Origin of the sequence: Micromonospora sp. A3M-1-15 (assembly GCF_024213425.1) — a bacterium.
Lineage (GTDB): Bacteria > Actinomycetota > Actinomycetes > Mycobacteriales > Micromonosporaceae > Micromonospora > Micromonospora chersina.
The window spans coordinates 343,933-370,247 of the sequence record NZ_JANAVK010000004.1 but is presented as its reverse complement, the minus strand read 5'-3'; the positions used below and the strand labels follow the sequence as shown (position 1 = coordinate 370,247).

The window sequence follows — 26,315 nt, the reverse complement described above, 5'->3', positions numbered from 1 at the left end:
CCGGTCAGCAGAATCGGCGGGTCCGGGCTGGCCGGGACGGGCGTACCCCGGGAATGCTGGGCCGATGGCGATCTTCTCCGTGCAGGCCCGCCCCACCGACGCGACGGGCTGGACCGACCTGGCCCGCCGGGTCGAGGCCGCCGGCTTCGACGCGCTGCTGGCCTCCGACCACCCGGGCCACGGCGCGTCGCCGTTCGTGGCCCTCGCCGCCGCCGCGGCGGTGACCTCGACGCTGGGCCTGGGCTCGTACGTCTCGAACGCCGGCGTGCGCGAGCCGATCCTGCTCGCCACCGATGTGGCCACCCTGGACGTGGTCTCGGGCGGCCGGGCCCGCCTCGGCCTCGGCGCCGGGCACACCCCCGCCGAGTGGCGGGCCGTCGGGCGGGAACGGCCCGACGTCGCCGCCCGGGTCCGCCGCTGCGTCGCGGTCGCCGAGGCCGTGCGCGACCTGCTGGCCGGACAGGAGGTCACGGTGGACACCGCCGAACTGGCCGTCCGCGGCGCGCGGCTCACCGAACTGCGCCCCGTGCGGGACCGGGTCCCGCTCACCATGGGTACGGCCAATTCGACGCTGCTGCGCTGGGCCGGCGCACACGCCGACGTGGTCGGGCTCACCGGCTTCGGGCGTACCCTCGCCGACGGCCACGCCCACGACGTGCGGTGGCGGGCCGACCAGATCGAGGCGCAGCTCGCGCACGTGGCGGCCGGCGCGGCCGGGCGGGACGCGCCGCCCGCGCTGGAGGCGCTGGTCCAGCAGGTCACCGTGACCGACGACGCCGAGGCCGCCGCCGCCTCGATCGCCGCCGACACCGGGCTCAGCGCCGCCGACCTGCTGGCCACCCCGTTCGTGCTGATCGGCACGGCCGACGAGATCGTCGCGGCGGTCGCGGAGCACCGGCGCCGCTGGGGCGTCACCCACTTCGTGGTACGCGCCGACGCCGTCGACGCCCTGGCACCGCTGCTCCCCCGCCTGACCGCCGTCGCTTGATCAACTCAGCGGGCCGATCCTCCTCTGCCGGGTAGCCGCCCACTACCCGAGCGCTCAGCCGTCGAGATCCGTGAGCGTCTCACGCAGCCATTTCAGCTCGGTACGCGTCGTCGCTGTCGCGATCGTGAACAGCCCCCGCCGGAACGGGTCGTCGAAGTCGGCGGCGCGCAGCGGCCGGTCGCCCTCCCAGAAGAAGCTGGCCGGCTGGGTGAGAAACGTCAGGCGCCGCCGCAGGACCGCCGCCTGGGCTGCCGGGTCGTCGAGGTGGCGCAGGAACGCGAGCAGGGTGAACCAGCGGTTCTCGTCGGTGATGAACAGGTCGTCGGGCTCGCGTAGCCGGTCGAGCAGGGCTTGGCGGCCGGTGGCGGTCAGCGACAGCACGTGCCGCGGCGCGGCCACGGGGCCGGGCTGGATCTCCCGGGTCAGCAGTCCGGCCGCCTCCATGCGCTTGAGCAGTGGGTAGAGCGTGCCGTCGGCGATCGGGCGCACGTGCCCGGCCAGGGCGGCAATGCGCTTACGCAGGTCATAGCCGTGCAGCTGCTCGTCGTAGAGGAATCCGAGGGTCGCCAGCTCCAACATGATCCAGATCATACCCCCTTGTCGATATACCCTCTTGCCTAGATACCTCGGGTACGAGATATGGTCTGCGCCATGCACAGCGCCATCGTGACCCCTGACGGTTCCCGCATCCGCTGGGCCGAGCTCCCCGGCACCGAACCCACCCGCGTCTACCTGCATGGACTCGGCGCCAGCTCGGCGCCCTACTACGCCGGGGCCGTCGCACATCCCGCCCTGGCCGGGCACCGCTCACTGCTCATGGACCTGCTGGGTTTCGGGATCAGCGACCGGCCGGCGCACGCGGCCTACACCCTGGACATGCACGCGGACCTGCTGGCCCACGCCCTGGACCAGGCGGCGGTGCAGGACGCCGACGTGATCGCGCACAGCGCGGGCGGCGCCGTCGCGGTCCTGCTGGCGGCGCGCCACCCCCGGCTGGTACGCCGCCTTGTGCTCGTCGATCCCGCCCTCGACGCGGTGGAGACGTTGCCGACGACGAAGCGGCCGGGCAGCTCGGGCATCGGCGTCTACCACACCGAGCAGGAGTTCCTGGACCACGGCTGGGACGAGACGATCGCATTCGTCGGGCCGGAGTGGGCGGCCACGATGCGCCTGGCCGGCAGGGAGGCGCTCTACCGCACGGCGATGAGCCTGCTCCGAGGCACGACCCCGGGCGTGCGCGAGGAGCTGGCGAGTCTGGCCGTGCCGCGTACGTTGCTGTATCCGGCGGCCGACGGGCCGCGGTCCGACGCGGACCGGCTGGCGGCCGCGGGTGTCGTCACGGTGGCGGTTCCGGACTGCGGCCACAACGTCATGGTCGACAACCCGGCGCGGTTCGCCCTGGCTGTGGCGGCCGCACTGGCTGGCGGGAACGACACAGCGTCGAACGCGTGTACGATGCGGGCGTGATCGACGAACGGTTCGCGTTGCCGGCCACCGTGGACGAACGGACGATGCTGGAGACCTTCCTGGACTTCCAGCGGGACGCCCTGGTCCGCAAGTGCGCCGGGCTCACCGACGCGCAACTGCGGCTGCGGCCGGTGCCGTCCTCCGGCCTGTCGCTGATCGGCCTGGTCCGGCACCTGGCCACGGTGGAACGTTGGTACTTCCAGGCGGTGCTCGCCGACGCCTTCCCCGGCGACCTGTTCGACCTCACGGACGACCCGGACGCCCCGTTCACCGATGTCGCCGAGGCCACCGGCGCGGAGACCTTCGCGCTCTGGCGGGCGGAGGTGGCCGCCGCGCGGCGGATCGCCGCCGAGCGCCCGCTGGACGCGGTCGGCCGCCACCCCGGCACCGGGCGCCCGCACCCGCTGCGGTGGATCCTCGCGCACATGATCGACGAGTACGCCCGCCACCTCGGGCACGCCGACATCCTGCGCGAGGCGATCGACGGCCGGACCGGGGAATGAACCGCGGCTCACACGCGCCGTCCGGTGGGTAGCGGCCGGGAGGCCAGCCGGCAGGTGCCGCGAACGACGAGTGAGTGATTTCGCTCAACGCATCCAAGTTCCGGTCCGTACCCGAAGATATGGACATGCGGATCCTCATGGCCGGAGTGTCCGGCTTCCTCGGCACCCGACTGGTCGACCGGCTCACCGCGGACGGGCACCAGGTAACCCGCCTCGTCCGCCGCGCGCCGCGCACCCCCGACGAGCGGCAGTGGAACCCGTCCGCCGCGCAGCTCGACCCGCAGGTCGTCGCCGACGCCGACGCGGTGGTCAACCTGGCCGGCGCCGGGGTGGGCGACAAGCGCTGGAACGACGCGTACCAGGGCCTGATCCGGTCCAGCCGGGTGGACAGCACCACCACCCTGGCGATCACCATGGCCGGCCTGCCGGCCGCCGACCGGCCCGCGGTGCTGCTCAACTCCTCCGCCGTCGGCTGGTACGGCAACACCGGCGACCGGACGGTCGAGGAGGACTCGCCGGCCGGTGAGGGCTTCCTGGCCGACGTCTGCCGGGTCTGGGAGGCCGCCACCCGCCCGGCCGAGGACGCCGGCGTGCGGGTGGTGCGGCTGCGTACCGGGCTGCCGTTGCACCGCGACGGCGGGATGCTCAAGCCGCAGCTGCTGCCGTTCCGGCTGGGCGTCGGCGGCAAGCTTGGCAACGGTCGGCAGTGGCTGCCGTGGATCTCGCTGCGGGACTGGCTGGACGGGGTGACCTTCCTGTTGGGCCGGGACGACCTCGCCGGTCCGGTCAACGTGGTCGGCCCGGCCCCGGTCACCAACGCCGAGTTCACCCGGGAGTTGGCCCGCCAGCTGCACCGGCCGGCGGTCATGCCGATCCCCGCGCTGGCCCTGAAGGTCGCCCTGGGCGGATTCGCCCACGAGGCGCTCACCAGCACCCGGGTCCTCCCCGGCGTGCTGGGCCGGGCCGGCTTCACCTGGACCCACCCGGACCTGCCGGGCGCGCTGCACGCCGCCCTCACCGGGTGACCGGCGAGGGCGGCGGCGCGGTCAGCAGCCGATGACCCAGTAGCTGGGGCCGGTCTGCTTGAGGGTGCTCGTGTAGAAGGTGTTGTAGAGGCCCATCCGCTGGTTGCTGCCCAGCGCGTAGGCGTAGCCGCCGGACTGGTAGGCCCGGCCGGCCGTGACGTGCGCGTAGTTGCTGGCGGTGACGCAGACCGGCGCCGAGGTCGGGGATGCGGTCGGCGTGGGCGTGGGCGTGGGCGACGCCGTGGCCGTGGGGGTCGGGCTCGGCGTGCCACCCCCGTCGAGCCCGAAGAAGAGCGCGTCCCGGTAGGTCGAGCAGATCGTGTCCAGGAAGTACGCCCCGGCCGTGCCGCACTGGTCGGTGGCCGAGCCCGGGTCGACCGGGGTGCCGTGGCCCATGCCGGAGACCCGGTAGAGGCGTACCTGGTCGCTGCCGTAGACCTCCAGGCTGGTGCCGGCCGGCAGGGAGGCGGTGCTGGTCGGGGTCTGGGACACGCCCAGCACGTTCGTCCACTGGTCGCGAGACTCGGCGGCGTTCAGCGGCGCGACGGTGGTGTCCGAGGTGCCGTGCCAGATGGCCACCCGGGGGCGCTTGCCGGTGTAGCCGGCGTAGGCGTTGCGGACGAGGTCGCCCCACTGCGCCGGGGTCTTGTCCACGCCGGGGTTCATGCAGGTGAAGGCGTTGGTCATGCTGGTGGCGCAGCGGTAGGGCAGGCCGGCGACGACCGAGCCGGCGGCGAACACGTCCGGGTAGGTGGCCAGCATGACCGCGCTCATCGCGCCGCCCCCCGACAGGCCGCTGACGAAGACCCGGCTCCCGTCGACGGAGTAGTTGGCCTTGGCGTAGTCGACCATCTGCTTGACCGACAGCGCCTCGCCCTGGCCCCGGGCGGTGTCCCCGGTCTCGAACCAGTTGAAGCAGGAGTTGGCGTTGTTGGCCGACGGCTGCTGCGGCACGATCAGCGCGAACTTCCACAGGTCGGCGTACTTCTGCCACCCGGAGTTGGTGAAGTAGGTCGAGGCGTTCTGGGTGCAGCCGTGCAGCAGCACCACGGCCGGGGAGTTGGCCGGCAGGCCGTCCGGGCGGTAGGCGTACATGGCCAGGTTTCCGGGGTTGGAGCCGAAGCCGGTCACCTGGGTGAGGGTGGCGGCCTGCGCGGGGAGCGCGGCGACGAGGACGGCGGCCGCGGCCAGCACGACCCCGGCCGCCACCCCGGCCAGGCGGGTGAGAAGGGATGAGGAGCGGCGCACGGCGACCTCCTGACGGCGAATTGTGAACTGGGTCACCTTCGAGTTGCCGCGACGTTACGTCCGTGTTTCACGCCCCCGGAATGGCCGCCGCTCACACATTCACGAACGCCGAAGTGTGCGGGCGCGGCCACGCCCCAGGTTCCGTGTCTGACCGGCGTGCCCAGTTCCGGTTGGTAACGTCCGCTGCGTGCCGTCCTCCCCGTCCCTGGCCACCGGCCCGTCGACCGCCTTCCGGAACCGGCGCGCCGACCTGCTGCTGGTGCTCGCCGCGGTGGCCCTGGCCCTCTGGGTGACCAGCGGGATGTGGCGGGACCCGAACACCCGCATGATCACCGTCAACTCCAGCGACCAGGCCCTCTTCGAGTGGTTGCTGGCCTTCGGCGGGCACGCTCTGACCCACGGGGAGAACCCGCTCTTCACCCACCTGATCAACGTGCCCGACGGGGTGAACCTCGCGGTCAACACCTCGATCACCGCGTACGCGGTGGTCTTCGCGCCGCTGACGTACCTCATCGGGCCGCCGGCGACGTTCCTGGTGATCCTCACCCTCAACCTCGCCGCCACCGCGGTGGCCTGGTACTGGCTGCTCAGCCGGCAGCTGGTCACCAGCCGGCTGGCCGCCGGCGTCGGCGGGCTCTTCATCGCCTTCTGCCCGGCCATGGTGTCGCACGCCAACGCGCACCTGAACTGGACCGCCGGCTGGCTGGTGCCGCTGCTGATCTGGGGCGTGCTCCGGCTGCGCCGCCCCGGGCGCGCGGTGGCCGGCGGGGTGGTGCTCGGCGTGCTCGTGGCGGTCGCCTTCTCGATCGCCGCCGAGGGGCTCTTCTTCACCGCGCTGGCGGTCGCCCTGTTCCTGCTGGTGTGGGCGCTGCACCGGGTCCGCCGGGCCGAGGTGCGGGCCGCCCTGCCGAGCTTCCTGCGCGGGCTCGGCGTGACCGCGCTGGTGGCCGGGGTGCTGCTGGCGTACCCGCTGTGGCTGCACTTCGCCGGGCCGCAGCGGTTCCACGGCACCGGCTTCGACCCGATGATCCACTCCGAGGACATCGCCGCGTACGGGTCGTATCCGCGCCGGTCCCTGGCCGGCTGGGCCGGGCTGGGCACCTCGCTCGCGCCCAACCCCACCGAGGAGAACTCCTTCTTCGGCATCCCGCTGCTGCTGCTCGGCGTCGCCTGCTTCGTCCTGCTCTGGCGGCGCGCCGACCAGGCGTTCCGGGCCACCCTCACGGCGCTCGGGGTGACCGCGGTGGTCTTCGCCGTGCTCTCCTGGGGCCCCACCGCGAAGTGGAACGGCCGGCGCACCGACCAACTGCTGCCCTTCGGCGTGCTGGACAACCTGCCGGTGGTCAACGCGGCGCTGCCGTCCCGGCTCGCCCTGGTGGTGGCGCCGGTGATCGGGCTGCTGCTGGCGTACGCGGTCGACACGCTGCGCGCCCGACCGCCCCGGCACCGCTCCAGCCAGCTGGCCTGGGCCATCGGCTTCGCCGCCGCGCTGCTGCCGCTGCTGCCCACCCCGCTGCTGACCAGCGTCCGGGAGCCGATCCCGGCGTTCATCACCAGCGGCGCCTGGCAGCGCTACGTCTCCCCCGGCGGGGTGCTCACCCCGCTGCCGCTCACCGTGGACCTCTATCCGGACGGCCAACGCTGGCAGGCGTACGCCCTGGCGCACCGGCAGGGCGAGTTCCGCATCCCGGCCGGCTTCTTCCTCGGCCCGGGCGGGCCGGAGGGCCGGGGCCGGATCGGGCCGGTGCCGCGGACCTTCAGCGCCCTGATGGACCAGGCCGGGCGAACCGGGCTGGTGCCGATCGTCACCGACGGCAGCATCCGGGAGGCCCGGGCCGACCTGCACTACTGGGGTGTCGAGACGGTGGTGCTGGCCGACCGGGTGCACGGGGCGAAGTTCGACGTCGACGAGGAGGCGGTCCGCCGCACCGCGACCGCCCTGCTCGGCCCGCCCGAGCGGGTCGAGGACGTCTGGGTCTGGCGGGTGCCTCCGGCGTGACCTGTCGGCCCGGGCCGGCACGGGACCACCGGGAGCCGGACGACGGCGTCTAATGGTGCGGGTGATGTTCCCCCGGGTCAGCCGACGGGCCGCGCCGCGCGCGGCCCTGTCGATCGTCGCCACTGTGGCACTGGCCTCCGGCCCGCTCGCCGCGCCGGTTGCGGCCGCCGCCACCGACACGGCGCCGGCCAGGGTCTACGACCCGTGGCTCTGGCAGGCGACGATCGGCCAGCGTCCCGCCGGTCCGGCCTCGGTGGTCTTCTACACCTCGAACACCCGCTACTTCGAGTCGACGGGCGTGCTCGTGGGGCGCGACGGCGCCTACCGACTGATTCCGCTGCAGGTCGGTGAGGATCACGGGCTGCTGTCTCTGGACGGGCGGCACTACGTGCGGCCCCACCGAGGGATCCTGGTCGACCTGACCACCGGTGAAGAACACCGCACCCATCGGCCGGGCATCCGCGCGCTGGCCTGGTCACCGGACGGCAGGACGCTGCTCGGCACGCGGGACAACGACGACGCGGTGATCACGTACGGACCGGACAACCAGCAGCTCAACGACCCTGCGAAGCCGGACGACCTGCTCGTGGTCGACCCGTACGGCGGGGTCGAGCGGGTGCTCCCGGCCGGCACGTTCGCCAGTCACGCCGTCGGGGCCTGGTCACCGGACGGCAGCCTGGTCGTGGTCGCCGGCCCGACGGATCCGGCTACCGAGCGGCAGCGGCTGACGGTCACCGACGCGGCAAGGGGCGGTGTGCGGTGGCAGCGCGACCTCGACGAACGGCACCTGCTCGCCGGGCGGGGCGCCTGGAGCCCCGACGGCGCGCGGATCGCGCTGCTCGCCTTCGACGGCTGCGCCGGCCTCGCCTGCACCCTCGAGGAGGTGGCCGCCCGGTCCTGGCGGCTCGAGTTCCTCGACGCCGCGACCGGTCGACCGCTCGGCACCACCGTCCCGGTCGGTGGCTGGGCGACGGAGCTGGTCGGCTGGCGGCACGGCGACGCGGTGCTGAACCGGCTGTCGCGGGAGACGGCCTTCCAGGAGCGGCACGCGTCGCTCGTCGCCCTGACGGCCGGCGGCCGTGAGCAGGTGCTGGTGACGGGACCCCCCGGCGTCTCCGGCATCGACGTACCGGCGGACCTGCTGGCCGACGCCGTCTTCACCGGCTCCGCCCCGCGGCCCTCCCCGTGGGCGGCCCCGTTGTGGCTCTACCCGGTGGTCGCCCTGCCGGCTCTGCTGCTCGCCGTCCTGCTCGTACACGCCCTGCGCCGTCGCCGGCAGCGACGAGCCTCACCGGGCTGACGCCGTCGGGCAAGACTAGGCTGGACGGGTGAGCGTGACGACTTCCGGGCTGACCGCCGTCCGCGCCGGTCTGCTCGACTACCAGGCCGCCTGGGACGAGCAGCGCCGGCTGCACGAGGCCGTGGTGGCCGGCGAACAGGGCGACACCGTGCTGCTGCTGGAGCACCCCAGCGTCTACACCGCCGGCAAGCGCACCGAGCCGTGGGACCGGCCGGTGGACGGCACCCCGGTGATCGACGTGGACCGCGGCGGCAAGATCACCTGGCACGGGCCGGGGCAGCTGGTCGGCTATCCGATCGTCAAGCTGCCCGACCCGGTCGACGTGGTGGCGTACGTCCGGCGCACCGAGCAGCTGCTGATCGACGTCTGCGCCGAGTTCGGGCTCGCCGCGGGGCGGGTCGAGGGGCGCAGCGGGGTCTGGGTGCCGGAGGACGACCGGGGGCCGGCCCGCAAGGTGGCCGCCATCGGCATCCGGGTGGCCCGCGGCGTGACCCTGCACGGCTTCTCGATCAACTGCGACTGCGACCTCGGCCACTTCGACCGGATCGTGCCGTGCGGCATCCGGGACGCCGGGGTCACCTCGCTCACCGCCGAGCTGGGTCACCCCGTCACGGTGGCCGACGTGCTGCCGGTGGTCGAACGGCACCTGCCCACGCTGGTCCAGGTCTGACCCGGGTGCGCATCGACCTCGTCACCCTCGTCGTCCCCGACTACGACCCGGCGATCGCCTTCTTCACCGAGGTGCTCGGCTTCGAGCTGGTGGAGGACAAACCGTCGCTGACCAACGACGGCCGGCCGAAGCGCTGGGTGGTGGTCCGCCCGCCCGGCGGCGGCACCGGCCTGCTGCTGGCCCGCGCCGACGGGGAGCGGCAGGCCGCGGCGGTGGGTGACCAGACCCACGGCCGGGTCGGCTTCTTCCTCCAGGTCGACGACTTCGACGCCACCTACCGGCGGATGGTCGAGGCGAAGGTCGAGTTCGTGAAGCCCCCGCGCACCGAGCCGTACGGGCGGGTCGCCGTCTTCCGCGACCTCACCGGCAACCCCTGGGACCTGCTCGGTCCCGCCTGAGCAGGAGAGAACACCTTGATGACCGATGTGATGTCGACCCGGCGGCGGATCGCCGAGGAGCTCCAGGTGTCGGCGACCTTCGACGCCGCCGACGAGATCGAGCGGCGGGTCGTCTTCCTCGCCGACCGCCTCGTCGACACCGGCCTGACGACGCTGGTCCTGGGCATCAGCGGCGGCGTGGACTCGACCACGACCGGCCGGCTCTGCCAGCTCGCCGCGGAGCGGGCCCGCGCCGCCGGCCACCCGGCGGTCTTCGTCGCCATGCGCCTGCCGTACGGGGTGCAGGCCGACGAGCACCACGCCCAGGCGGCGCTGGAGTTCATCCGGCCCGACCGGCTGCTCACGGTCGACGTCAAGCCGGCCGCCGACGCCGCCCTGGCCGCGCTGGTCGCCGGCGGGCTGACCTTCCGCGACGCCGCCCAGCAGGACTTCGTGCTCGGCAACGTCAAGGCCCGGCAGCGCATGATCGCCCAGTACGCGGTCGCCGGCGCGGCGGGCGGGCTGGTGGTCGGCACCGACCACGCCGCCGAGGCGGTCACCGGCTTCTTCACGAAGCACGGCGACGGTGCGGCGGACCTGGTCCCGCTGACCGGGCTGACCAAGCGGCGGGTGCGGGCGCTCGCCGCGGCGCTCGGCGCCCCCGCCGAGCTGGTCGGCAAGGCGCCCACGGCCGACCTGGAGAGCCTCGCACCGGGCAGGCTCGACGAGGACGCGCTCGGCCTGGCGTACGAGCACATCGACGACTACCTGGAGGGCCGGCCGGTGCCGGCCGAGGTGGAGTCGGCGCTGGTGGAGCGCTACCGGGCCACCGAACACAAGCGCCAGCTCCCGATCGCACCCTGACGCGACGCCCGGCGGGAGGGGCCCCGGTCGACCGGGACCCCTCCTTCCTCACGGCGTGAGGCGGTGCAGGTCGCGCGGGAAGGCGGTCACCTCGCGGACGTTGGCCGCGCCGGTGAGCCGGGCCACGAAGCGTTCCAGCCCGATGGCGAAGCCCCCGTGCGGCGGCATGCCGTGCCGGAACGCGTCCACGTACCCGGCGTACGGCTCGACCGGCTCGCCGCGGGCCGCCAGGGCGGCCAGGTAGTCCTCGTGCCGGTGCAGCCGCTGCCCGCCGGTGACCAGCTCCATCCCCCGGAACAGCAGGTCGAAGCCGTTGGAGTGGGTCGGCCGGGCCGGGTCCGGGTGGGTGTAGAACGGCCGTTTCGCCATCGGGTACCCGGTGACGAAGAGGAAGTCCGAGCCGTGCTCTCGCAGCGCCCACTCCCCCAGCGCCCGCTCGTGCGCCGGGGCGAGGTCCGGCTCGTCGGCCGGCGCCCCGGCGATCTTCAGCGCCTCGGTGAAGTGCACGGCCGGGATCTCGGCGGGCACCTCGGGAAGCGTCAGCCCGAGCGTGGCGAGCGCACCGCCGGCCCGCGCCGCAACCTCGGCCAGCATCCCGGCCAGGGTCTCCCGCAGCACCGCCATCACGTCCCGGTGGTCGGCCACGAAGCCCAGCTCGACGTCGAGCGAGGTGTACTGGGCCAGGTGCCGCACGGTGTCGTGCGGCTCGGCGCGGAACACCGGCCCGACCTCGTACACCCGCTCGAAGACGCCGACCATGAGCTGCTTGTAGAACTGCGGCGACTGGGCCAGGTACGCGGGCCGGCCGAACCAGTCCAGCGCGAACACGTTCGCCCCGCTCTCGGTGGACGAGGCGACCACCTTCGGGGTGTGGATCTCCACGAACCCGCGGGCGTCCAGGGCGGCCCGGAAGCCGGCCACCGCCGCCGCCGAGATCCGCAGCGCCGCCGACCGGGTCGGGTGGCGCAGCGCGGCCGGCGCGTGGTCGAGCTGGGTGGGCAGGGTGGCGGTGAGCGCCGGCCGGTACAGGTCGAACGGCGGCGGGACGGCGGGCGGGCCGAGTGGGCGTACCGCCGGCTCGGCCAGCTCGACCCCGGCGGGCGCCGTGGCGTTCGCGACCACCGTGCCGACCACCTCGACGACGGTCTCCTCGGGCAGCGTCTCGACGGCCGCGCGCACGGCGGGGTCGGCGACCACCACCTGGGCCAGGCCCGCGGCGTCCCGGACGATGAGGAAGGCCACCGACTTGAGCAGCCGGCGGCGGTGCACCCAGCCGGCGATCCGCACGGTCGCGCCGACATGGTGGGTGAGCTGGGAGGACAGGATGCGTTGCACGGCGGTTACCTCCTTGGTCAATCGCAACGCGATCCCCGGGAGGTGTGGGCGAGCGGGAGCCTCGCGGTGCCACCACACCTTCGCCCCACACGGTGGCGGGGCCTCGTTCGTCGCCCGTGACGGGGGCCAGCCGGCGGGGTCTACTGGGCGGCCGGGACCGCCGTTCTTCCCGCAGCTCGGGAGGGTCTTCACGCACCGGCGCCAGACCGCCTTCCAGCAACCGGCGGCTCTCTGCGCTGGCGGATCGGCGCGCTACTCGGCTCCGTCGCAGCTCTGCCGGGAGGCTAGCACCCGGGCCCGGCCCGTGTGACGCCCATTTTTCGCCACTGGTGTCCGGTGTCACAACGATTCGGGCGTGACGGCCGTCGCCCGCCGTTCATCGACCGCCACCGACCGGCGTAGGCTCGGTTTTGTGACGATCGAGCACTCCGCGCCGAGGACCGAGCCGGCAGCGCGCACCGCGACGGTCGCCCCCGAGGGGCGGCGCATGCTGCGGATCGAGGCGCGCAACGCCGAGACGCCGATCGAGCGCAAGCCGCCGTGGATCAAGGTCAAGGCCAAGATGGGCCCGGAGTACACCCAGCTGCGCGGGCTCGTCTCGCGCGAGGGGCTGCACACCGTGTGCCAGGAGGCCGGCTGCCCCAACATCTACGAGTGCTGGGAGGACCGGGAAGCCACCTTCCTCATCGGTGGCGACCAGTGCACCCGGCGCTGCGACTTCTGCCAGATCGACACCGGCAAGCCCGCCGAGTTCGACGCCGACGAGCCGCGCCGGGTCGCCGAGTCCGTCGCCGCGATGGGCCTGCGCTACGCCACCATCACCGGCGTGGCCCGCGACGACCTGCCCGACGGCGGCGCCTGGCTCTACGCCGAGACGGTCCGGCAGATCCACGCCCTCCGGTCCGGCTGCGGCGTCGAGCTGCTGATCCCCGACTTCAACGCGGTGCCCGAGCAGCTCGCCGAGGTCTTCGGGTCCCGCCCCGAGGTGCTGGCGCACAACGTGGAGACCGTGCCGCGGATCTTCAAGCGGATCCGCCCGGCGTTCCGCTACGAGCGCTCCCTCGACGTGATCCGCCAGGCGCGCGCCGACGGCCTGGTCACCAAGAGCAACCTCATCCTCGGCATGGGCGAGGAGCGGGCCGAGGTCTCCCAGGCGCTGCGCGACCTGCACGAGGCCGGCTGCGAGCTGATCACCATCACCCAGTACCTGCGCCCCTCCCCCCGGCACCACCCGGTCACCCGCTGGGTCAAGCCGGAGGAGTTCGTCGAGCTGCGCGAGGAGGCCGAGGAGATCGGCTTCGCCGGCGTGATGAGCGGCCCGCTGGTCCGCTCGTCGTACCGGGCCGGGCGGCTCTACCAGCAGGCGCTCGCCGCCCGCGACGAGGTCGTCGCCGCCGGCTGAGGCCGGCCGTCGACCGCGTCACCCACCGCCGGCCGCCCGCCGGATGCCATGATCCCAGGGATGACCGCCGGGGTACGCCAGAAGCCGCGCGAGGCCACCCGCCCGCGTACGCCCCGGCGTACCCGGCTGCCGGCGCTGCTCGCCCTGCTGGTCGGGCTGGCCGGCGTCGGCTACCGGCTGGCGCTGCTGCTCGCCGACGCGCCGCCCACCAACAGCGACGAGGCGACGATGGGGCTGGCCGCCCTGCACATCGCCCGCGGCGAGGACTTCCCGGTCTGGTTCTACGGGCAGGCGTACATGGGCACGCTGGAGGCGTACCTCGCCGCGCCGCTGGTCGCCCTGGCCGGGCCGTCGGTGCTCGTCCTGCGGCTGCCCACCCTGGCGCTGTACGCCCTCCTCCTCGCCCTGTCCTGGCGGCTCACCCGCCGGCTCGGCGGCGACCGGTGGTTCGCCCTGCTCGTGGTCGGCTTCCTCGCCCTCGGCTCGGACCGGGTGGTGAAGAACCAGCTCATCGCCGGGGGCGGCTACCCCGAGCTGAACCCCGCCGTGGTGGCGCTCGCCCTGCTCACCGTGTCGCTGTGCGCCGGCGTTCCGGGAGCCCGGCTGCCCCGTCGGGCGGCCGCGCGACTGCCCCGCTGGGCGGGCTGGGGGCTCGTCTCCGGCCTGCTGCTCTGGGCCGATCCGCTGATCCTGCCGTTCGTGCTGGCGCTCGGGGCGGTGCTGGCGGGGTGGCGGCGGCGGGAGCTGATCGGGCGGGCCGGCGCGGTCCTGGCCGCCGGACTGCTGCTGGGCGCGGCGCCGATGCTGCTGGACAGCCTCCGGCACGGCCGTGACCCGCTCGCCGCCGTGCTGACCGCCAGCGGCGCCGACGCGGCGGCGAGCTGGGGCGAGCGCCTCCACGGCGGCCTGGTGCTCGGCCCGCCCCTGGCCATGGGCTTCTGCTCGCCCGGTCACTGCGCCCCGTGGCAACTCTGGTGGACGCCGGCCTTCCTCATCCTGCTCGCCCTCGCACCGGCCGCCGCCTGGCACGCCCTCCGCCGGCCCCTTCCACCCGCGGATCTTGGACACTTTCCGTTCGCTGCGAACGACAACTCTCCAAGATCCGGAGGTGATCCCGCCGGCGCGACGGAGCGGCGGGTGTCGGCAGGCGTGCGGCTGGCGCTGATCGCCGGGGCGGCGGCGGTGCTGGCGGCCTACACGGCGAGCAGCGCGGCCGGGCGGAGCCCGATCGAGAGCGCCCGCTACCTGTCGCTGCTGGCGGCGGCCACGCCCGCCCTGCTCTGGCCCCTCTGGTGCGCGGCCCGCCGGGCCGGCCTCTGGCCTCCACCCGCCGAGCCGCCCCACCGGCCCCGCAACCACCTCGGCGCGCCGGCGCGGCCCGAGCTGCCGGGTGTGCGCCAGGTCGGCGAGCTGGCAGCATCCGACCTGGCAGGAGCGCACCAGGTCGGCGAGCCGGAGTCGATCGGCCGTGGCGCGGGTGGTCGGACGCGGATCCGGGTGGCCGGGGTGGTGGCGGTCGCGGTGGTGGCGGGGATGCTCGGCACCGGAGCGGTCGCCACGGCGGGCGCCATCGGTGGTGCGCCGGCCGTCCACGCGGAGGCCGACCGGCACCGGGTGCTCGTCGACACGCTCGGCGCGCTGGGCGTGCGGCACGTGCGCGCCGGCTACTGGACCTGCAACCGGCTCACCTTCGCGGCAGGCGAGGACGTGCGCTGCGCCGTGGTCGACGACGAGCTGCGCCCCGGGTTCGACCGGCTGCCCGCGTACCGGCGGGCGGTGGACGCCGATCCGGACGCCGCCTGGGTGGCACCGGCCGGCTCGCCGCTGGCCGCCCGCCTGGACGCGCGAATCGGACCCGGCGTGGGCGCGCTCAGGATGGTCGAAGTTCCCTGCTGGCGGATCTACCTGCCCCGCCGCTGAGCCGGGGCGGCGGGCGGCGTCGGGTCGAGCAGGCCGAGGCGGTGGGCCAGCGCGGCGGCCTCCACCCGGTTGGTCACGTCCAGCTTGGCGATGATCCGGGACACGTGCACGCTCGCCGTCTTCGGCGAGATGAAGAGCCGCTCGGCGATCCGGCTGTTGCTGTGCCCCTCGGCGACCAGCCGGAGCACCTCCTGCTCCCGGCTGGTCAGCAGATCCGGACCGGGCCGGCCGGCGCCGCGCAACCCGACCCGCCGGGCCAGGGTGGCGGCCTGCTCGCCCAGCGGGGCGGCCCCGAGCCGGGCGGCGATCTCGGCGGCCTCGCGGACCGCGCCGGCCGCCTCGTCCCGCTCGCCCGCCGCCGCGGCGGCCTCGGCCAGGGCGAGCAGCGCCCGGCCCAGCGGGTAGGGCTGCCCCACCGCCCGCCACTGCGCCACCGCCGCCCGCCACGCCGGCAGCGCCGCCCCCGGCCGCTGGGCCGGCCCGCCGCGACGCTCGATCGCGGCGCCGGACTGCTCAGCCGGAGCGCCGGGCATGTCGGCATCGAATTCGACGCCGGTGAGGATCGCGGTGACCTGGGCGGCGTGTGCCAGCTCCGCCGGATAGCGGGCCGGCAGCACGGCGGCCACGGCGGACGCCTCGGCGGCCAGCGCGGCGTCGCCGACCAGCGCGGCGGCACGGGCCACCGCGCTGAGCACCGGCCAGCCCTCCCGGGGCAGGTCGACCAGGCGCTCGTCGGCCAGGGCGGCCCGGCTCGCGGCGAGCGCGGCCACCTTGTCGTCCGCCGCCAGGGCGGCCTCGATGCGCAGTTCGCGCAGCGGCAGCCGGTGGTTCGGCCAGAGGTAGGGCCGGGCCAGGAAGGCCAGCGCCCGGCCGACCAGCTCGTCGGCGGCGGGGTGGGCGCGGGCCAGTCGCAGCCCGGCCCGGAGCTGGAGCCAGTGCAGCCCGGAGACGCCCGGCGGGTCGATCCGGGCCGCCTCCGCGCAGGCCGCGTCGGCCTCGTCCCAGCGACCCAGCGCGATCAGCGCCTCGGCCCGGTTCGACAGCAGGTACGCCCCGGTGGAGCGGCTGATCCCCACCCGGCGCGCCTCGCTCACCCCGGCCTCGGCGGCCTCTTCCGACTCGGCGTACCGGCCCAGCTCGTAGAGCACGTCGGAGAGGTACACCAGGGCGCTGACCAGCGCCGGCGCGTTGGCGGTGGCCCGGGCCAGGGCCTCGGCCCGGCGCAGCTCGGACAGCCCCAGGTCGGGGGCCTGGTCGGTGCGGCAGATGAGGGCGATCCGGGTGGGCAGCAGGGCCACGTCCTCGCCGACCGCCTCGGCCGCGGCCATCGCCTCGTCGGCCACCGCGGCGGCCTGCCCGGGGTCGATCTTGACCAGGTGCGCGGCGATGTCGGCGAGCAGCCGTACCCGCTCCGACGTGTCCGGCACCCCGGCCACCAGCCGGTACGCCTCGCCCACCTCGGCGGTGCCGTCGCTCTTGCCGAGCAGGGCGAGCAGCCGGCCGCGCCGGTGGAGCAGGCCGGCGGCGCGCAGCGGCTCGGCGGCGGTGTCCACCTCGGCCAGCCCGGCCCGGGTCAGGGTGAGCGCCCGGTTGTAGTCGCCGGCCGTGGTGGCCGCCGCCAGGGTCTCCTCCAGCACCCGCAGGTGGTCCATGCCGAGCCGGTCGGCGGCGTCGGGCACCAGCTCCCACAGTTCCAGGACCCGCTCCAGCAGCCGGCTCTGCTCGGCGTACGCGTAGCGGTCGGCGGCGGCGCCGGCGGCCGCCCGGGCGGCGATGAGGGCGCGGGGGTGGTCGTGGGCCGCGTACCAGTGGTGGGCGATCTCCGCCGGGGCGCGACCGGCGGCCACCAGGTGCGGCTGCGCCTCGATCGCGGCGGCGTACCGGGCGTGCAGCCGGGCGTGCTCGCCGGGGAGCAGGTCGTCGTGGACGGCCTCGCGGAACAGCGCGTGCCGGAACTCGTAGTCGCCGTCCGGGTCGGCCACCACGAGCTGGCCGGCCACGGCGGCGCGCAGCGCGTCCTCCAGCTCGGCCTCGGGCAGGCCGGCCACCTCGGCGAGGAGCTGGTGGGCGAAGCGGGTGCCGCCGGCGGCGGCGATCCGCAGCACCCGCTGGGCCGGCTCGGGCAGCCGGTCCACCCGGGCCAGCAGCAGGTCGCGCAGCGTCTCCGGCAGCACCGCGCAGCCGACCGGGTCGCCGGCCGCGGCCAGCTCCTCGATGAAGAACGGGTTGCCCTGGGTACGCCCGTGCACGTCGTCGACGGCGCGGGCGACCGGTTCGGCGCCGAGCAGGTCGGCGAGGATGGCCGCCGTGCCGTCCCGGTCCAGCCGGCCCAGCTCGATCCGGTCCACGCCCCGGGCCCGGTCCAGCTCGGCGAGGAAGGGACGCAGCGGGTGGCCGCGGTGCAGCTCGTCGGTGCGGTAGGTGCAGACCAGCACGAGGCGGGTGGCCCGGGCGGCCCGGACCAGGAAGCCGATCAGGTCGCGGGTGGAGCGGTCGGCCCAGTGCAGGTCCTCGATCAGCAGCACCAGCGGCCGCTCCTCGGCGATCCGCCGGAACAGGTCGGCGACCAGGTCGAACAGGTAGCCGCGCGGGGTGTCGGAGACCGGCAGCCCGGTGGGCGCGGCGGCCCCGGCCGGCACCCGGGCCAGCTCGGGCAGCAGCCGGGCGAACTCGGCCTCGTAGCCGGCGAAGGCGGCCGGGCCGTCGTGGCGCAGCACGTCGCGCAGCGCGGCGGCGAACGGCGCGAAGGGCAGGCCGGCCTCGCCGAGTTCCAGGCACTGGCCGATCAGCAGCCGCGCGCCGGCCCCGGTGGCGTGCGCGCCGAACTCCTCCAGCAGCCGGGTCTTGCCGACCCCGGCCTCGCCGCCCACCAGGACGGTGACCGGGTCGCCCGCCCGGGCCCGGCCGAGCGCCTCGCGCAGCCTGGCCAGCTCGGGCTGGCGGCCGACGAGGACGGTGCTGGCGGCGCGTGCGGTCACGCCGTCGAGCATGCCATGGCGTACGCCCGCGCCGTCCCCGCCGACCGGCCGGTTCCCCGCCGGTCCGGCCGCCCCCGTGGCGGCCGGCCCGGCGTGACCCGCCCCGGCCGCACCAGACCAGCCCGAGGCGGCCGGCCCGGCGTGATCCGCCCCGGCCGCACCAGACCAGCCCGAGACGGCCGGCCCGGCGTGATCCGCCCCGGCCGCACCAGACCAGCCCGAGACGGCCGGCCCGGCGTGACCCGCCCCGGCCGGATGGGTCCGGTCCGGGGCGGGTGGTGCGGCGGTCGGGTGCGCGGGCAGCGCCGGGGCGGTCACCGGCGGGCGTCGGTGGTGCGGGCGGTGTGCTGCCGGCGGCCCAGCCAGCTCCGCGAGTGGCGGCGGGGCAGAGACCGGGCGAGCCGGTCGCGGGCCGCGTCGGCCTGAAGCTCGGAGGCGTGGCTGCGGTGGATGCTGAGGAGCAGGTCTGCGTCGTTGCCGAACATCTCGGTTCTCCTGTCGTGCGGTGTTTCCCTGTCGACATCGACTTTCCGCGCGAAGGTGCCCCCAGGGCATGGGTGCGCTGCCTGATCTTCGGCCGTTCCCCCTCCTTACCCGGGGGCCTCAGCGGCCCCAGGCGGACGTAAGGTACTCAGCCGCGGCGGAGGGGCGGCCACGGATCAACGGGTCGCGCGGGGACCACTAGACTCTGCGGCATGGCAAACCCGCAGGAGAAGGTCTCGTTCGGCCAGCGGCTGAAGCAGATCGGGATGGTGTTCCAGTTCACCGCCAAGCAGGACCGGTGGTTCGCGCCGCTGACCGCGGCGGCGGTGCTGATCCCGCTCGCGCTCACCGTGGTCGCGGTGCTCCTCTGGGGTTGGATCTGGCTGCCCATCGGCATCCTGTTCGCCCTGCTCGCGGTGCTGATCGTGCTCAACCTGCGGTCCAACAAGGCGATGATGAACGCCGCCGAGGGCCAGCCCGGTGCGGCGGCCCAGATCATGGAGAGCATGCGCGGCGACTGGCGGGTCACCCCGGCCGTCAGCTCCACCACCCAGATGGACATGGTGCACCTGGTGATCGGCCGGCCGGGCGTGATCCTGCTGGCCGAGGGCAACCCGCAGCGGGTGCGCGGCCTGCTCGGCCAGGAGAAGCGCCGGCTCGCCAAGGTGATCGGCTCGGCCCCGCTGCACGACTACGTGATCGGCCAGGGCGAGGGTGAGCTGCCGATCCGCAAGCTGCGGATGACGCTGATGCGGCTGCCCCGCAGCCTCGCCCCCAAGGACGTCAACGCCCTCGACAAGCGGCTCAAGGCGCTCACCGCCCGCCCGCAGATGCCCAAGGGCGCGGTCCCGAAGAACATGCGGCCGCCGCGCGGCGCGTTCCGCCAGACCCGGGGTCGCTGACCCCCGTCGTACGCGAGAAGGAGCCGGACCCGCGCGGGGCCGGCTCCTTCGTCGTTGTGCCGGGGTCAGCGGCGGGCGGGGCGGGGGGCGTCGGCGACGACCGACCCGGTGAGCCGGTCGTGCAGGCCGCGCCGGTGCCCGTCCATGATCAGTGCGGGCACCACGAGGGCCAGCAGCACGCCGCGCAGCAGCGCCCGGAACAGCCCGATCCGGCCGCCGTCGGCCCAGGACAGGCAGCGGATCCGGGTCACGTACATGCCGGGGGTCTGGGCGAAGAGGCCGAGGAAGAAGCCGTACTCCAGGATCAGCACCAGGACCGGGGGCCAGCCGTCGCGGACCGGGTCGGCGAAGATGTTGGCGATCAGCAGGCAGAGCACCCAGTCGATGACCAGGGCGCCGAAGCGGCGGCCGAGGCTCGGGGGCGTGAAGGTCGGGTCCGTGGCGGGCGGCACCGGCACGGCGGCGGTATCGGTCACAGCGGTCAGGGTAGCCAGCGGCCGGCCCGGGGCCGGGAGCGCCGCGGCGGGCAGGGGTGCCGGTCACTGCCGGATGCGCGGTTCGGCACGGGACGGGAAACAGGACCAAAGCCATCAATCAGCGGCAGACCGGCGCAGCGGGTATCGTCCGAACGGAGAGCCGGCGGCGGCTGAGCGGCCGGGATGACGCTGCGCGAGGGACGTAACACGGCGGAAACAGAGGAGACACGGCCGGGCAACCCCGCCGCCATAGCTTCGTCAGGTAGCCAGCCACCGGAGTGGACCTGCCAGGAGGACGTGTGTTCGCCAATCCCGAGGAACTCCTGCGATACCTCAAGAACGAGGGCGTGAAGTTCGTCGACGTACGTTTCTGTGACCTGCCCGGCGTGATGCAGCACTTCAACCTGCCGGTCGAGTCCGTCGACGACAGCCTCTTCACCGACGGCCTCGCGTTCGACGGTTCGTCGATCCGTGGCTTCCAGGCGATCCACGAGTCGGACATGCTCCTGCTGCCGGACGTCGCGACCGCCTTCATCGACCCGTTCCGCGCGCAGAAGACCCTCGCGCTGAACTTCTTCATCCACGACCCGTTCACCCGCGAGGCCTACTCGCGGGACCCGCGGAACGTGGCGAAGAAGGCCGAGGCGTTCCTGGCGGCGAGCGGCATCGCCGACACCGCCTACTTCGGCGCCGAGGCGGAGTTCTACATCTTCGACTCGATCCGCCACGAGACCTCGGCCCACCAGTCGTTCTACTACATCGACTCGATCGAGGGCGCCTGGAACTCCGGCCGGGAGGAGGAGGGCGGCAACCGCGGTTACAAGACCGCGTACAAGGGCGGCTACTTCCCGGTGCCGCCGGTCGACCACTACGCCGACCTGCGCGACAGCATCGTCCGCCGCCTGGTCGACACCGGTTTCACCGTGGAGCGGTCGCACCACGAGGTCGGCACCGCCGGCCAATCGGAGATCAACTACAGGTTCTCCACCCTTTTGCACTCGGCCGACCAGCTCCAGCTCTTCAAGTACATCGTGAAGAACGAGGCCTGGGCGAACGGCAAGACCGCCACCTTCATGCCGAAGCCGCTCTTCGGTGACAACGGCTCGGGCATGCACACCCACCAGAGCCTGTGGCTGAACGGCGAGCCGCTGTTCTACGACGAGACCGGCTACGCCGGCCTGTCCGACAACGCCCGCTGGTACATCGGCGGCCTGCTGCACCACGCGCCGTCGCTGCTGGCCTTCACCAACCCGACGGTCAACTCCTACCGTCGCCTGGTGCCGGGCTTCGAGGCGCCGGTGAACCTGGTCTACTCGCAGCGCAACCGCTCCGCCTGCACCCGGATCCCGGTCACCGGCAACAACCCGAAGGCCAAGCGGGTCGAGTTCCGGGTGCCGGACCCGTCCAGCAACCCGTACCTCGCCTTCTCGGCGATGATGATGGCCGGCCTGGACGGCATCAAGAACAAGATCGAGCCGCCGGCGCCGATCGACAAGGACCTGTACGACCTGCCGCCGGAGGAGTGGGGCGACGTCAAGCAGGTGCCGGGCTCGCTGCCGGAGGTGCTCGACGCCCTCGAGGCCGACCACGACTACCTGCTCGACGGCGGCGTGTTCACGCCGGACCTGATCTCCACCTGGGTGTCGTGGAAGCGGGCCAACGAGGTCGACCCGGTGCGCCTGCGCCCGACCCCGCACGAGTTCGCCATGTACTTCGACTGCTGAGCTTCTCGGCGCGACACGCTCCACAGCACCGGCCGGGCCGGCTCCGCGACAGCGGGGCCGGCCCGGTTGGTCAGTGCCGCCGGGCGCGGCGGGCCCGCATCGCGGCCACGACGACCGTCACCACGAGCGCGGTCATGAGGATCGCCCCGGGCGCCTTGGTGAACCGGGCCAGGTTGGTGCCGTCGGGCAGGGTGAGCACCGAGGCCACCGCGCAGGGCGCCACGAACCACACCGTCCGGGCCACGGCGACCGTCGCCACGGCGAGCAGCGCGAGGGGCCAGGTCGCGTACCAGGGGTGGAAGACCGGGGCGAGCAGCACGGTGGCGGCCAGCGCCAGGCCGGCCCCGGCCAGGGCCACCCGGAGCCGGGCCGTCCGCTGTCGGACGTCGCCCAGCCGGCGCAGCGCCGTCCACGCCCGCCACCAGAGCAGCACGAGCAGCACCGCGAGCACGGCCAGCGCGACCGCCCGGACCACCGGCACGGCGTCCGGCTCCCGCCCGACGAGGGCGCCCGCGTAGTCGACAACGAGACCCACCGCGGTCGGCGGCGACGTCCACTGCTCCGAGTCGCCGCTGCGGGCCACGCCGCGCACCCAGCCCGGACCCAGCCCGGTGGCCAGGCTGGTGACCACCAGCGCGGCCAGCACTCCCCCGGCCAGCCGGCCGCCGTCGCGCAGCAGCGCACGCCATGTGTGGCGGCCCGACACGGCGGCCAGCGCCGCGAACGGGAGCACCACCACGGCGACGGCCTTCACCGCAACGGCCAGCCCGAGCAGCACCCCGGCGACGACAAGCGTCCGCGGCCGGCCGGGCCGGCGGACCAGCAGGAGCAGGCCGGACAGCAGCAGCCCCAGGCCGACCGCGTCGTTGTGGGCGCCGGCCACCAGGTGCACCCCGACCAGCGGGCAGGCCAGCGCCAGCCACACCGCCCGCCGGCTCGGCACCCCGACGGCCCGGGCCAGCCCGGGCAGGCAGAACGCGGCCAGCAGCACCCCGGCCACGGCCACCACCCGCAGCAGCACGATCGCGCCGACCAGGCCACCGCCGAGCAGCACGGCCAGGCCGGCCAGCAGCACGAAGAACGGCCCGTACGGCGCCGGGGTGTCCCGCCAGATCGGCGACACGCTGTCCGCCCACGGGCAGCCGGCGGCCACCACCCCGACCCGGTAGGGATCGGCGCCGTGCGTCCAGGACCAGCCCTGGCAGGCGTACGAGTAGACGTCCCGGCTGCCCAGCGGCGGCGCGGCCAGCAGCGGCAGCACCCAGAGCCCGGCGGTCAGGTACGCCCACCGGCCCGACGGGGCGCCCCAGCGCAGCGACCACCAGGCCCCGACCAGCAGCACCGTGCCGACCAGCCAGCAGCCGAGCACCGCCGGCCCGTGCGGGGCCCGCCAGGCGTCGCCGAGGCTGGTCACGGCCGGGGTGTCGGGCAGCGCGCCGCCGAGCCAGCCGGCGACGGTCAGCAGCACCGCGCCGGCGAGTCCGGCGTAGCGGGCGAGCGCGGCGGCCACCGGGCGGACCGGTCCGTCGGGCACCGCGCCGGGCTCGCTCACCGGCACCTCTCCTCAGTCGGCTCCTCGGTCGGCGGGGACCGGCCGGCGGGCCGCCCGAGCCGAACGTACCAACCGGACCACCACGACGATCACCAACAGCGTCATGAGGGGCGCGCCGGGCATCTTGGTCCAGCGGGGCAGGCCGGTGCCGTCGGCCAGGACCAGGAACGACGACACCAGCGCGACCAGCGAGAACCACCCGGTGCGGCGGGCGGTGGCGGCGAGCACGGTGAGGGGCCACATCCAGTACCAGGGGTGGAACAGCGGCGAGAGCGCGACCGTCGCGGTCAGCGCCAGGCCGGCGTGCCAGAAGGGTTCCCCGCGGCGCAGCGCCCGGAACCAGAGCCAGACCAGCACCGCCACCAGCACCACCACGGCGATCCCCCGGGTGACCGGCAGCGCGTCGATGTGCGCCCCGAAGATCGCCGCCACGTACCCGGCGGTCTGCCCGACCGCGGTGGGCGGCGACGTCCAGGCCACCACGAGCCCGCCCTGTTCCAGGCCGCTGATGAAGCCGAAGTTGAGCCCCGCCGCGAGGGTCACGGCGACCACGGCGGCCACGGCCGCGCCGACCACCCACGCGCCGTCGCGGACCAGCGCCCGGATCCGGTACGGCCCGACGATCGCGGCCAGCGCGGCGAACGGCACCACGACCAGCGCGGTGACCTTGACGGCGGCGGCGAGGCCGAGCAGCAGCCCACCGGCGAGCAGCGGCAGCGGCCGGCCCGGCCGGGCCGCCACCACGGCCAGCCCGGCGGTGAGCAGGCCCACCATGAGCGCGTCGTTGTGTGCCCCGGAGACCAGGTGCACGGGGACCAGCGGGCAGGCCAGCGCCAGCCAGAGCGCCCGCTGCGGCGGCACCCCGCAGCGGCGGGCCAGCACCGGCAGGGCCCACGCGGTCAGCGCCACCCCGGCGACGGCGAGCAGCCGGAACAGCGCCACGCTGCCGGCCAGCGACCCGGCGGCCGAGACGACCGCCCCGGAGAGCACCACGAACAGCGGCCCGTACGGCGCCGGGGTGTCCCGCCAGATGTAGGAGATGGTGTCCAGCCAGGGGCAGGGCAGCGCGGACACGCCCTGCTCGTACGGGTTGATCCCGGCGTTGAAGCTGGCGCCCTGGCAGGCGTAGGCGTACGCGTCCCGGCTGCCCAGCGGCGGGGTGAACAGCATCGGCAGCAGCCAGAGCGCGACCGTGACGAGCACCCAGCGGGTCGACGGCGCGCTGTCGCGCAGCGACCACCAGGCCCAGGCCAGCAGGGCGGTGCCGACCAGCCAGAGACCGATGACGAGGGGTCCGTTCGGGCCCTGCCAGATGCTGACCGGGGTGGGGCGCAGGTCACCGTGCGGCAGCGCGCCGCCGAGGTAGGCGGCCACGGCGAGCAGCACCGAGCCCGCCAGGCCGATCCAGCGCGAGAGGTGGTGAGGCACGCCGGACATGCTGCCAGTACGGTGGGTCGCGATCAGGAGGTGGGCATGCGGGGCGGTCGGGTGGTGGCGGTGTGCGCCGCGTCCGCGCTGGTCCTCGCCGTGCTGTATCTCACCCTGCCGGCCACCGGCTCGGACCTGTCCGCCCAGGTGGCCCGGGCCGGATTCTTCGCCGATCACGGGGCCGCCCCGGTCGACCTGCGCTGGTACGGCGGGGTTCACCCGTGGGGCTACAGCCTGGTCTCGCCGCCGCTGATGGCCCTGCTCGGGGTCCGCCCCACCGGGGCGCTCACCCTGCTGGCCTCGGCCACCGCGTTCGCGGCCCTGCTAATCCGGACCGGGGTGCCCCGCCCGCTGCTGGGCGGCCTGGTCGGGGTGCTCACCATCGCCGGCAACCTGGTCTCCGGCCGGGTGACGTACGCCCTCGGGGTCGCCTTCGGCCTGGCCGCGCTGCTCGCCCTGACCCTGCCTCCCGGGGCCACGGGCCGCGCCCGGTTGTCGCGTGCGGTGCTCGCCGGCCTGGCCGCCCTGCTCGCCTCCGCGGCCAGCCCGGTGGCCGGGCTCTTCGTCGGCCTGGCGGCCGCCGCGCTGCTGCTCACCCGCCGGTACGCCGACGGTCTGCTGCTCGCCGTGCCCGCCGCCGCGCCCCTCGCGGTGACCGGGCTGCTCTTCGGCGAGGGCGGCTGGATGAACATCAGCCGCGCCGACACCCTGCACGCCGTGGTGACCAGCCTGCTGGTGGCGGCGCTGGTGGCGTACCGGCCGGTGCGGGCCGGCGCGCTGCTCTCGGCGGCCGGGGTGCTGGCCGCGGCGCTGCTGCACACCCCGGTCGGGCTCAACGCGACCCGGCTGGTGGTGATGTTCGCGCTGCCCGTGCTGGCCGCCGCCGCGGCGCTCCCCCGCCGGCTGACCGACCACCGGTCGGTTCCGGCCGCGGGCGAACCGGGGCCGGCGGCGGCACGGCGGCGTCGGGCGGTGGGTGCGGTGGCGCTGGCCGCGCTGCTCGCGGCGGTCTGCTGGTGGCAGCCGCCCGTGGTCACCGCCGACCTGGCCAGCGCGGACGACCCCACGGCCGACCCGGCGTACTTCGCGCCGCTCCGCGCCGAACTGGACCGGCGCGGGCTGACCGGGCGGGTGGAGGTGCCGCCGACCCGCAACTACTGGGAGGCCGCGCACCTCGGCGAGGTGCCGCTGGCCCGGGGCTGGCTGCGCCAGGCCGACATCGCCCGCAACCCGCTCTTCTTCACCACCGTTCCCGGCGCGTCCGGCACCGGCGTCCCGCTGACCGCCGACACCTACCGGGCCTGGCTCGCGGAGAACGCCGTGCAGTACGTCGCCGTGCCCGACGTGGAGCTGTCCTGGGTGGGGCGGCCGGAGGCCGAACTGGTCCGGGCCGGCCTGCCGTACCTCGCGGAGGTCTGGTCCGACCCGCACTGGCGGCTCTACGCGGTCGCCGACCCGACTCCGCTGGTCGGCGCACCCGGCGAGCTGGTCCGCCAGGACGCCGCCACGGTGACCTTCCGCGCCCCCGCCCCCGGCCTGGTGCCGGTGCGGGTCCGCCACGACCGCTGGCTCACGGTGAATGGCGGGGCCACGCTCGCCACCGACGGCGAGTGGACGACGGTGACCGTCCCGCGCGCCGGCACGTACACCGTCGGCGGCTGACCGGGGCGGGCG

The 26,315-nt window shown here is 74.9% G+C and carries 22 protein-coding genes; 14 read left to right on the top strand and 8 right to left on the bottom strand.

All coding sequences use genetic code 11. From position 1 onward, the window contains the following. The first annotated feature begins 64 nt into the window (after positions 1–64). The gene (locus NLX85_RS22205) at positions 65–988 is read left to right on the top strand and encodes an LLM class flavin-dependent oxidoreductase (protein ID WP_254338119.1); all 924 of its coding nucleotides are present in this window, start codon (positions 65–67) and stop codon (positions 986–988) included. Between the two features lie 54 nt (positions 989–1,042). On the opposite strand, the gene NLX85_RS22200 is transcribed toward NLX85_RS22205, so the two are convergent. After that, positions 1,043–1,567, bottom strand: coding sequence for a PadR family transcriptional regulator (locus NLX85_RS22200; protein ID WP_254338117.1), 525 nt, complete (start codon positions 1,565–1,567; stop codon positions 1,043–1,045). 72 nt (positions 1,568–1,639) lie between these two features. Here NLX85_RS22200 and NLX85_RS22195 point away from each other — a divergent pair, with 72 nt between their 5' ends. The 3 genes from NLX85_RS22195 to NLX85_RS22185 all read left to right on the top strand — a co-directional run bounded on the left by NLX85_RS22195 (position 1,640) and on the right by NLX85_RS22185 (position 3,983). Then, the gene (locus NLX85_RS22195) at positions 1,640–2,455 is read left to right on the top strand and encodes an alpha/beta fold hydrolase (RefSeq protein WP_254338116.1); all 816 of its coding nucleotides are present in this window, start codon (positions 1,640–1,642) and stop codon (positions 2,453–2,455) included. Further along, positions 2,452–2,958: a DinB family protein gene (locus NLX85_RS22190; protein WP_254338114.1), complete on the top strand. Its 507-nt coding sequence runs from the start codon at positions 2,452–2,454 to the stop codon at positions 2,956–2,958. The genes NLX85_RS22195 and NLX85_RS22190 overlap by 4 nt, the downstream gene beginning before the upstream one ends. Positions 2,959–3,083: 125 nt before the next feature. Beyond that, complete coding sequence (locus NLX85_RS22185; protein WP_254338112.1) at positions 3,084–3,983, top strand: TIGR01777 family oxidoreductase; 900 nt, start codon at positions 3,084–3,086, stop codon at positions 3,981–3,983. Positions 3,984–4,004: 21 nt separating this feature from the next. Here the strand turns inward: NLX85_RS22185 and NLX85_RS22180 are convergent, their stop codons facing one another. Then, on the bottom strand, positions 4,005–5,231 hold the full coding sequence (locus NLX85_RS22180; protein ID WP_254338110.1) for a PHB depolymerase family esterase: 1,227 nt from the start codon (positions 5,229–5,231) through the stop codon (positions 4,005–4,007). Between the two features lie 187 nt (positions 5,232–5,418). Here NLX85_RS22180 and NLX85_RS22175 point away from each other — a divergent pair, with 187 nt between their 5' ends. From NLX85_RS22175 to nadE, 5 genes are all read left to right on the top strand, one after another. Further along, positions 5,419–7,230 carry a DUF2079 domain-containing protein gene (locus NLX85_RS22175; RefSeq protein WP_254338108.1) on the top strand — a complete coding sequence of 604 codons (1,812 nt, stop codon included), beginning with the start codon at positions 5,419–5,421 and terminating at the stop codon, positions 7,228–7,230. Between the two features lie 64 nt (positions 7,231–7,294). Then, positions 7,295–8,530: a hypothetical protein gene (locus NLX85_RS22170; RefSeq protein WP_254338106.1), complete on the top strand. Its 1,236-nt coding sequence runs from the start codon at positions 7,295–7,297 to the stop codon at positions 8,528–8,530. A gap of 28 nt (positions 8,531–8,558) precedes the next feature. Further along, the gene (lipB, locus tag NLX85_RS22165) at positions 8,559–9,200 is read left to right on the top strand and encodes a lipoyl(octanoyl) transferase LipB (protein WP_254338104.1); all 642 of its coding nucleotides are present in this window, start codon (positions 8,559–8,561) and stop codon (positions 9,198–9,200) included. 5 nt (positions 9,201–9,205) lie between these two features. Beyond that, a complete protein-coding gene (locus tag NLX85_RS22160) occupies positions 9,206–9,598 on the top strand; it encodes a VOC family protein (protein ID WP_254338102.1) in 393 nt (130 codons plus the stop codon). A gap of 18 nt (positions 9,599–9,616) precedes the next feature. Beyond that, positions 9,617–10,441, top strand: a complete 825-nt coding sequence (gene nadE, locus NLX85_RS22155; protein WP_305885053.1) for an ammonia-dependent NAD(+) synthetase — start codon at positions 9,617–9,619, stop codon at positions 10,439–10,441. Positions 10,442–10,489: 48 nt separating this feature from the next. Here the strand turns inward: nadE and aspS are convergent, their stop codons facing one another. Beyond that, on the bottom strand, positions 10,490–11,776 hold the full coding sequence (aspS, locus tag NLX85_RS22150) for an aspartate--tRNA(Asn) ligase (protein ID WP_254338100.1): 1,287 nt from the start codon (positions 11,774–11,776) through the stop codon (positions 10,490–10,492). 355 nt (positions 11,777–12,131) lie between these two features. Here aspS and lipA point away from each other — a divergent pair, with 355 nt between their 5' ends. Further along, complete coding sequence (gene lipA, locus NLX85_RS22145) at positions 12,132–13,178, top strand: lipoyl synthase (RefSeq protein ID WP_254338098.1); 1,047 nt, start codon at positions 12,132–12,134, stop codon at positions 13,176–13,178. A gap of 60 nt (positions 13,179–13,238) precedes the next feature. Further along, a complete protein-coding gene (locus NLX85_RS22140) occupies positions 13,239–15,098 on the top strand; it encodes a DUF423 domain-containing protein (protein WP_254338097.1) in 1,860 nt (619 codons plus the stop codon). On the opposite strand, the gene NLX85_RS22135 is transcribed toward NLX85_RS22140, so the two are convergent. Then, positions 15,080–18,076 (bottom strand): AAA family ATPase, encoded by a 2,997-nt coding sequence (locus tag NLX85_RS22135; RefSeq protein WP_254338095.1) that lies wholly within the window; start codon positions 18,074–18,076, stop codon positions 15,080–15,082. The two genes, NLX85_RS22140 and NLX85_RS22135, sit on opposite strands and share 19 nt — an antisense overlap. Before the next feature lie 314 nt (positions 18,077–18,390). Beyond that, positions 18,391–18,561: a hypothetical protein gene (locus NLX85_RS22130; protein WP_254338093.1), complete on the bottom strand. Its 171-nt coding sequence runs from the start codon at positions 18,559–18,561 to the stop codon at positions 18,391–18,393. Between the two features lie 210 nt (positions 18,562–18,771). On the opposite strand from NLX85_RS22130, the gene NLX85_RS22125 reads away from it, so the two are divergent. Then, a complete protein-coding gene (locus tag NLX85_RS22125) occupies positions 18,772–19,461 on the top strand; it encodes a DUF4191 domain-containing protein (protein WP_254338091.1) in 690 nt (229 codons plus the stop codon). A 65-nt stretch (positions 19,462–19,526) separates the two neighbouring features. Here NLX85_RS22125 and NLX85_RS22120 read toward each other — a convergent pair whose 3' ends face one another. Then, positions 19,527–19,937, bottom strand: coding sequence for an RDD family protein (locus tag NLX85_RS22120; RefSeq protein WP_374628208.1), 411 nt, complete (start codon positions 19,935–19,937; stop codon positions 19,527–19,529). Positions 19,938–20,236: 299 nt separating this feature from the next. Here NLX85_RS22120 and glnA point away from each other — a divergent pair, with 299 nt between their 5' ends. Further along, the gene (gene glnA / locus NLX85_RS22115) at positions 20,237–21,661 is read left to right on the top strand and encodes a type I glutamate--ammonia ligase (RefSeq protein WP_091319930.1); all 1,425 of its coding nucleotides are present in this window, start codon (positions 20,237–20,239) and stop codon (positions 21,659–21,661) included. 70 nt (positions 21,662–21,731) lie between these two features. On the opposite strand, the gene mptB (NLX85_RS22110) is transcribed toward glnA, so the two are convergent. Both mptB (NLX85_RS22110) and mptB (NLX85_RS22105) read right to left on the bottom strand, forming a co-directional pair. Next, positions 21,732–23,213, bottom strand: coding sequence for a polyprenol phosphomannose-dependent alpha 1,6 mannosyltransferase MptB (gene mptB, locus NLX85_RS22110; protein ID WP_254338089.1), 1,482 nt, complete (start codon positions 23,211–23,213; stop codon positions 21,732–21,734). Positions 23,214–23,225: 12 nt separating this feature from the next. Then, positions 23,226–24,641 (bottom strand): polyprenol phosphomannose-dependent alpha 1,6 mannosyltransferase MptB, encoded by a 1,416-nt coding sequence (gene mptB, locus NLX85_RS22105; protein ID WP_254338087.1) that lies wholly within the window; start codon positions 24,639–24,641, stop codon positions 23,226–23,228. A gap of 45 nt (positions 24,642–24,686) precedes the next feature. Here mptB (NLX85_RS22105) and NLX85_RS22100 point away from each other — a divergent pair, with 45 nt between their 5' ends. After that, positions 24,687–26,303 carry a hypothetical protein gene (locus NLX85_RS22100; RefSeq protein ID WP_254338085.1) on the top strand — a complete coding sequence of 539 codons (1,617 nt, stop codon included), beginning with the start codon at positions 24,687–24,689 and terminating at the stop codon, positions 26,301–26,303. Positions 26,304–26,315: the final 12 nt, after the last annotated feature.

Excerpts from the sequence above, each read along its gene's own strand:
- NLX85_RS22205 (WP_254338119.1), top strand. The coding sequence starts at position 65 with ATGGCGATCTTCTCCGTGCAGGCCCGCCCCACCGACGCGACGGGCTGG.
- NLX85_RS22200 (WP_254338117.1), bottom strand. The coding sequence starts at position 1,567 with ATGTTGGAGCTGGCGACCCTCGGATTCCTCTACGACGAGCAGCTGCAC.
- NLX85_RS22195 (WP_254338116.1), top strand. The coding sequence starts at position 1,640 with ATGCACAGCGCCATCGTGACCCCTGACGGTTCCCGCATCCGCTGGGCC.
- NLX85_RS22185 (WP_254338112.1), top strand. The coding sequence starts at position 3,084 with ATGCGGATCCTCATGGCCGGAGTGTCCGGCTTCCTCGGCACCCGACTG.
- NLX85_RS22170 (WP_254338106.1), top strand. The coding sequence starts at position 7,295 with ATGTTCCCCCGGGTCAGCCGACGGGCCGCGCCGCGCGCGGCCCTGTCG.
- nadE (WP_305885053.1), top strand. The coding sequence starts at position 9,617 with ATGACCGATGTGATGTCGACCCGGCGGCGGATCGCCGAGGAGCTCCAG.
- NLX85_RS22140 (WP_254338097.1), top strand. The coding sequence starts at position 13,239 with ATGACCGCCGGGGTACGCCAGAAGCCGCGCGAGGCCACCCGCCCGCGT.
- NLX85_RS22130 (WP_254338093.1), bottom strand. The coding sequence starts at position 18,561 with ATGTTCGGCAACGACGCAGACCTGCTCCTCAGCATCCACCGCAGCCAC.
- NLX85_RS22125 (WP_254338091.1), top strand. The coding sequence starts at position 18,772 with ATGGCAAACCCGCAGGAGAAGGTCTCGTTCGGCCAGCGGCTGAAGCAG.
- NLX85_RS22100 (WP_254338085.1), top strand. The coding sequence starts at position 24,687 with ATGCGGGGCGGTCGGGTGGTGGCGGTGTGCGCCGCGTCCGCGCTGGTC.